Genomic DNA, 3559 nt, shown 5'->3' with positions numbered 1-3559 from the left:
GACCCCGACGTCGACCCGACAAGGTCGTCGTGATGGGGTACTGCTTCGGGGGATCCGCGGCCCTCGAACTCGCACGCACCGGAGCCGACCTCGTCGGCGCGGTGTCGTTCCACGGTGGCCTCATCGTGCACGACCCCTCCGACGCTTCCGCTATCCGCGCGAAACTGCTGGTGCTCACCGGTGCGTCCGACCCGGTCGTCCCCGACGAGACCGTCGTCGCGTGGGATGACGATATGCGTGCTGCACCCGAGGTCGACTGGCATCTCGTGAGCTACGCCGGCGCCATGCACGCCTTCGCGGTGCCCGGGACGGACGCGCCTGACCATGGTGCTCTTTACCATGCACGCGCCGACCGCCGCTCGTGGCGTGCTCTCGAGGTGTTCCTCGCCGAGGTCTTCGACGATGAGCTCGCCGCGCACTGAGGCCGACGCGCTGACGGGGGCGCTCGGGCGGCCTCGATTGGCGCCCGAGCCGCAGCTGTTGTAGAGTCTTCCACGGCCGCAAGGCCACGCGCTCGTAGCTCAATGGATAGAGCATCTGACTACGGATCAGAAGGTTGGGGGTTCGAGTCCCTTCGAGCGCACAGCACCACCGAACCGAATGAAGGCCCCGTCGCACCGCGACGGGGCCTTCGTCGTTCCGCCGGACGGCCTACCCGCCGTACTCCGCGCAGCTGTCGGTGCCGCTGAAGCAGGCGGGGACGTCCCTGCGGGGACCGGGGGAGTCGTCCGGAAGGTGCCACCGGCCCTGCGGCACCTGGCCGACGTACCCCGCGGCGAGGACGATCGGCACCATCACCAGCGCGACGACGACCACCACGCGCCGACCCCGTCGGACCCCGGTGACCAGCGCGGCGAGGAACGCGACGACGCCGAGCACGAGCAGGCCCTCGTACGTCCGGATCGCAGCCGGTCCCTCGACGTTGTCGTCGAAGAGCCGAAGGGTGGAAACGAGGTTCACGAGCAACGCGACCGGGACGGCGCAGAGGACCAGGACGGCGCCGAGCGCAACCCGACGTTCCACGCGCGCGCCCCGACCACGTCGACGTTCCTGCTCGAGCCGTGCGTATTCCTCGGCCACCCGTTCACTCGCCCGCGTCACGAGCTGAGTCTCGCACGGCCGTGTGTCGTTCAGGCCAGCGGCTCCGGCAACCGGAGGGAGTGCGCCGAGGTCCTCCCGCACGAACGTCGCGAGGGCAGCTGGGCTCTCGAACCCGCCAGCGGGGTTCGAGTCCCTTCGAGCGCACAGCACCACCGAACCGAATGAAGGCCCCGTCGCACCGCGACGGGGCCTTCGTCGTTCCGCCGCGCACTTCGTCGCGGACGGACGGGAGGCGCGATGCCAGCTGGCACCGCGCCTCCCGTCCGTCACGCAGCCGCGTCGACTACGCAGCCTGCGCGCGCGCCTCGGCCAGCGTCGGGTAGTCGGTGTAGCCCTCGGCCGTCGCGCCGTAGAAGAACTCGGGACGCGGCTCGTTGAGCTCGGTGTCCTGCTCCCAGCGGTACGCGAGGTCCGGGTTCGCGATCGCCGCACGACCGACCCCGACGGCGTCTGCGTGACCGCCCTCGACGAGGGCGATCGCCTCGTCGCGGGTCGTCAGCGCGCTGAAGCCGGAGTTGGCGACGAGCGGAGCGCCCGCCGTGCGACGGATGTGCTGCACGAGGTCGCCGGTCGGCTCGGCGTGCAGGATGTCGACGAAGGCGAGGCCGAGCGGCGCGAGGCCCTCGGCGACGGCGGTGTAGACCGCGTGGACGTCCGCCGGGTCGCTCTCGACGACACCCTGGATGCCGTGCTCGGGGGAGAGGCGGATGCCGGTGCGGTCGGCGCCGATGGCCTCGGCGACGGCGGTCGTGACCTCGATCGCGAAGCGCGCGCGGTTCTCGGGCGAGCCGCCGTACTCGTCGGTGCGCGTGTTCGACGCTGCCGACATGAACTCGTGCACGAGGTAGCCGTTCGCTCCGTGCACCTCGACGCCGTCGAGTCCGGCGGCGATCGCGTTGCGGGCGGCGCGGACGAAGCCCTGCACGGCCTCGTGGACCTCGTCGGTGGTCAGGGCGTGCGGGACGGGCATGTCGGCCTTCGAGCCGTCCGGCAGGTGGGTCTGCCCCGGAGCGGCGATCGCCGACGGCGCGACGATGCGCGGGGTGGCGGAGATGGCGGTGTGGGAGACGCGGCCACCGTGCATGAGCTGCATCACGATGCGGCCGCCCTCGGCGTGCACGGCGTCGGCCACGCGGCGCCAGCCGGCGATCTGCTCGTCGGTCTCGATGCCGGGCTGGCCGGGGTACGAGCGGCCTTCCTGCACGGGCCAGGTGCCCTCGGTGACGATGAGGCCGAGGCCGGCGCGCTGGGCGTAGTGCTCGACGAGCAGGTCGTTCGGGATGCCGTGCTCGCCCGCGCGGGTGCGCGTGAGGGGCGCCATGACGATGCGGTTCGACAGGGGGAGTGCGCCGAGTTCGGCGGGTTCGAAGAGCTTCACGCGGGGATGGAACGAGGTGTTGCCGTGTGCAATTCCCGCTCCGTGCGGATCGTCAGGATCTGGGGCACACGAGCGTCGACGAGCGCACCTGGCCCTCGGGTCGGATCACCTGGTGCAGCGAGAGGGGCTGGCCGCAGATCGGGCAACCGCGGTCGACGGTGCGGTCGTCGACGCCCTCGGGGTGCCCGGCGCCGATCTGCGACGGACCCATCTTGGCGATGAGGGTGCTGTTCCACCGTTCGTACCACTGCCCGAAGCGACCCATGGTCATCCCTTTCGTTCGTACACGAACCATTGTGCCACGAACGGCTGCGGAGCACATCGCCGATCCCGGGATCGGTCACACCGCGTCGACGCGCTCGAGCAGTTCGGTGAGCTCGTCCTTCAGCGCTTCGAGGCGTTCCAGCGGCCAGCCGAGGCGGTCGGCGACTGCGAGGGGGACCGCCCGGGCCTGTTCGCGCAGGGAGCGCCCGGCGACGGTGAGGGAGACCTCGAGCTGGCGCTCGTCCGTCGTGCTCCGGGTGCGGCGGACGTACCCGGAGGCCTCGAGGCGCTTGAGCAGCGGGCTCAGGGTCGCGGAGTCGAGGCGGAGTTCGCGGGCGATCTCGCGCACCGATCGCGGGTCCTGCTCCCACAGGGCGAGCATCACGAGGTACTGCGGGTGCGTCAGGCCCATGGGCTCGAGCAGGTCGCGGTAGAGCCCGATGACGCTCCGGCTCGTGGCCGCGAGCGCGAACAGAGCTGGCGGTCGAGGGCGAGCGGGTCGACGTCGGTCTCGGTCATCCGTCCACTGTACTGTTCGTGCGCGAACGAGTGGCGGGTGCGGGGGTGGTTGCGTGAGAGGGGGGCTCCGCGCGTGCAACCTGCGACATCGTCGGCGTCGTACGACATCGGTCCTGTCGCTCGTGGGCGGACGCAACTGTTGCACGCGCGGAGTGGCGACATCGTCGCTGTCGTGCGACAGCGACGATGTCGTTCCGGCTCGGCAGACGGGCGCCGGCCGCGACGCACAGGAGGCGCGGTTTTTNCNAGTTTGNTGAGCTGGAACGACATCGTCGCTGTCGCACGACAGCGACGATG

5 protein-coding genes and 1 tRNA gene are annotated in these 3559 nt (G+C 71.0%); 2 read left to right on the top strand and 4 right to left on the bottom strand.

Annotation, left to right across the window (positions count from 1 at the left end; genetic code table 11):
* On the top strand, window positions 1-422 hold a 422-nt coding region (locus I5E_RS00850), incomplete at its 5' end, for a dienelactone hydrolase family protein (RefSeq protein ID WP_022905335.1).
* Window positions 423-510: 88 nt separating this feature from the next.
* Window positions 511-583, top strand: a tRNA-Arg gene (locus I5E_RS00845).
* A 68-nt stretch (window positions 584-651) separates the two neighbouring features.
* Here the strand turns inward: I5E_RS00845 and I5E_RS00840 are convergent.
* From I5E_RS00840 to I5E_RS20820, 4 genes are all read right to left on the bottom strand, one after another.
* Window positions 652-1023 (bottom strand): hypothetical protein, encoded by a 372-nt coding sequence (locus I5E_RS00840; protein ID WP_022905334.1) that lies wholly within the window; start codon window positions 1021-1023, stop codon window positions 652-654.
* A gap of 361 nt (window positions 1024-1384) precedes the next feature.
* Window positions 1385-2479 (bottom strand): alkene reductase, encoded by a 1095-nt coding sequence (locus I5E_RS00835; RefSeq protein ID WP_022905333.1) that lies wholly within the window; start codon window positions 2477-2479, stop codon window positions 1385-1387.
* A 52-nt stretch (window positions 2480-2531) separates the two neighbouring features.
* Complete coding sequence (locus tag I5E_RS00830; protein WP_022905332.1) at window positions 2532-2750, bottom strand: hypothetical protein; 219 nt, start codon at window positions 2748-2750, stop codon at window positions 2532-2534.
* Between the two features lie 69 nt (window positions 2751-2819).
* Window positions 2820-3155, bottom strand: coding sequence for a MarR family winged helix-turn-helix transcriptional regulator (locus I5E_RS20820; RefSeq protein WP_307157415.1), 336 nt, complete (start codon window positions 3153-3155; stop codon window positions 2820-2822).
* Between the last annotated feature and the right edge of the window lie 404 nt (window positions 3156-3559).

This window comes from Curtobacterium sp. B18 (genome assembly GCF_000333375.1).
Classification (GTDB): domain Bacteria; phylum Actinomycetota; class Actinomycetes; order Actinomycetales; family Microbacteriaceae; genus Curtobacterium.
Note: the sequence above shows the minus strand (reverse complement) of the source record. Positions and strands in the feature narration are given on the sequence as shown.

Coding starts and splice junctions, on each gene's coding strand:
- I5E_RS00830 (WP_022905332.1), bottom strand. CDS start 2,750: ATGACCATGGGTCGCTTCGGGCAGTGGTACGAACGGTGGAACAGCACC.
- I5E_RS20820 (WP_307157415.1), bottom strand. CDS start 3,155: ATGGGCCTGACGCACCCGCAGTACCTCGTGATGCTCGCCCTGTGGGAG.